Source organism: Pseudomonas sp. GXM4, from assembly GCF_008923895.1.
GTDB classification, from domain to species: Bacteria; Pseudomonadota; Gammaproteobacteria; order Pseudomonadales; family Pseudomonadaceae; genus Aquipseudomonas; species Aquipseudomonas atacamensis.
In genome coordinates, this window is record NZ_WBRZ01000436.1 from 1 (window position 1) to 2796 (window position 2796).

A 2796-nucleotide genomic window follows, 5' to 3' on the forward strand; every position below is an offset into this window, starting at 1 on the left:
ATTCCCACGCAGAGCGTGGGAACGATCAAATAAGAGCCAAGCTGCAAGCAAGAGCCGCCTTGCTTTTTCTTGCGGCTTGTAGCTTGCCGCTATCAGCTGCTTTTATTGGATTTCTTCCGGCTTGACGATCACCCAGTTCTTGTCCGCTGTCACCGGCAAGCCTTCCTTGGCCTGCGCCGCCGCGTGCCTGGCCATCATGCCGTTGATTTGCGTCATGTACTTGTCCTTGCGGTTGATCCACAAGTGAATGCCGCCCTTGGCCACATCGACATCGTGGAACAGCATGTAACCGTCGCTCGTCGGGGTATCGCCGCCGACCAGTACCGGTTTTTTCCATTCATCGATGTAGGTGAGGATCGCCGCGTGCTTGCCGGCCATCCACGTTGCCGGGGTCCACAGGTACGGCGTCAGCTCCAAGCCGAGATTGGCCTTCTCGTCATATTTGCCGGCGGTGATCTGTTTGCGCGCGGTGGTCAGCTCGCCGGTCTTCTGATCCTTGAGCAGCAGTGAAACGCCAATGACGTTCTGCGGTTTGACGTTGTAGCCATACTTGGGATCCGCCGCGACCATACGCACCAGTTCCTCTGAAGCGGCGGTCATCACGTAAACCTCGATGCCGTTCTCCATCAGCTTGTTGTACAGCTCCTGCTGGCCAGTGAAGATCTTCGGCGGATTGACATCGAGCTTCTTCACCACATCGCCTTCGTAATACGTCGCCGGCACCGGTTTGCCCGAAGCCATCAGTTCGTCAACGTAGCCCTTGAGCTCCTTGAGGGTGAAGCCGGAGAACACCTGCGCCACCCATGGGTAGCAGACCATGTCGTCGACTTCGCAGAGCCGGTAGTAATAACTGAACAGGCTTTCCTTGTGCTCGGCGGTGTCCTTGAACGGCATCAGTTTCAGCGACGGGTCTAGCTTGTCGCGGGTAATAAGGCCCTTGTTTTCCATGAACGGCAGCAAGGATTCTTCGAGGTCGTAGCGGTAACTGGTGTTGTCCATGTCGAACACCGCGTAATTACCCTTGTTGGCGTTGGCAGCGATCATCGCGTCCAGCGCCTTGGCCTGATCTGCCGGCCAATGCTTGAGGTCCGTGGCCAATGCCTGGCCGACGAGGCCAGCCGCCAGTGCTACAGCCAACAACGTGCGTGCAATTTTCATAGCGCTACTCCCCGATGCAAAGAGTTCGACGCTAACAAATCAGTGTGACAACCCTCGCCTGTCAGCGACCGCTTACGTCCCCTGCGCGTCAGTTGCATTGCCGACAGCGACACGCGCTTATTCCAAAAACGACGGACGCCCTGCCATTTCGGTATTAAATCATTGCAAATCAAGCTGTTAGGCTTGCCGGTTCGCAGCAGCCCCGGACGGCTGTTGGCACAGTCTTTACTGGAGTTCTCATGAATCTACCGTTGATTCTCAACCTGCTGGTGTTCCTCGCCTTGCTCTTCGGTCTGGCGCAAACCCGCCACACCACTTGGAGCCTGGCGAAAAAAGTCCTGCTCGCACTGGTCCTCGGCGTGGCGTTCGGCGTTGCCTTGCACACGATTTACGGTGCCGGCAACCCGGTGCTGAAAGCCTCGATCGGCTGGTTCGATCTGGTCGGCAACGGTTACGTGCAGTTGCTGCAAATGATCGTGATCCCGCTGGTGTTTGCTTCGATCCTCAGCGCCGTGGCACGCCTGCACAACGCTTCGTCGCTGGGCAAAATCAGTTTCCTGACCATCGGCACGCTGCTGTTCACCACCGCCATCGCGGCGTTGATCGGCATCGGCCTGACCAACCTGTTCGGCCTTACCGCTGAAGGTCTGGTCGCCGGCACTCAGGAAATGGCGCGCCTGCAAACCATTCAGAACGACTACGCCGGCAAGGTTGCCGACCTCAATGTGCCGCAACTGCTGCTGTCGTTCATTCCGCAGAACCCGTTCGCCGACCTGGCCCGGGCCAAGCCGACCTCGATCATCAGTGTGGTGATCTTCGCCGCATTCCTCGGGGTCGCCGCGCTGCAACTGCTCAAGGACGACGTCGAGAAAGGTCATAAAGTGATCAACGCCATCGACACCCTGCAAGCCTGGGTGATGCGTCTGGTGCGTCTGGTGATGAAGCTGACCCCGTACGGCGTGCTGGCGCTGATGACCAAAGTGGTCGCCGGTTCCAACCTGCAGGACATCATCAAGCTCGGCAGTTTCGTCGTGGTCTCGTATATCGGCCTGGGCCTGATGTTCGTCGTGCACGGCGTGCTGGTGTCGGCTGCCGGGATCAACCCGCTGCGCTTCTTCCGCAAGATCTGGCCGGTGCTGACGTTTGCTTTCACCAGTCGCTCCAGCGCGGCGACCATTCCGCTGAGCATCGAAGCGCAGACCCGTCGTCTGGGTATTCCGTCGTCGGTCGCCAGTTTCGCTGCCTCGTTCGGCGCAACGATTGGCCAGAACGGTTGCGCCGGTCTCTATCCGGCAATGTTGGCAGTGATGGTGGCACCAACGGTCGGCATCAACCCGCTGGATCCGCTGTGGATCGCGACGCTGGTGGCGATTGTCACGTTGAGTTCGGCCGGTGTCGCCGGGGTCGGTGGCGGCGCGACGTTCGCCGCACTGATCGTGCTGCCGGCGATGGGCTTGCCGGTGTCACTGGTGGCACTGCTGATTTCGGTCGAGCCGCTGATCGATATGGGCCGCACCGCGTTGAACGTGAGTGGCTCGATTACCGCCGGGGCGATTACCAGTCAGGTCATGCAGCAGACGGATAAAGCGCTGCTGGATGCCGATGAGCACGCAGAGTTGGCCCAGGCATAGTTTCAAA

General features: G+C 59.1%; 2 protein-coding genes. One reads left to right on the top strand and one right to left on the bottom strand.

Going from position 1 to position 2796, the window contains the following annotated elements; translation table 11 throughout:
- Nucleotides 1-102 precede the first annotated feature (102 nt).
- Nucleotides 103-1158, bottom strand: a complete 1056-nt coding sequence (locus tag F8N49_RS27065) for a haloacid dehalogenase-like hydrolase (protein ID WP_125925424.1) — start codon at nt 1156-1158, stop codon at nt 103-105.
- A 239-nt stretch (nt 1159-1397) separates the two neighbouring features.
- Between F8N49_RS27065 and F8N49_RS27070 the strand changes: the two genes are divergently transcribed.
- Nucleotides 1398-2789: an L-cystine transporter gene (locus F8N49_RS27070; protein WP_151553260.1), complete on the top strand. Its 1392-nt coding sequence runs from the start codon at nt 1398-1400 to the stop codon at nt 2787-2789.
- Nucleotides 2790-2796 lie beyond the last annotated feature (7 nt).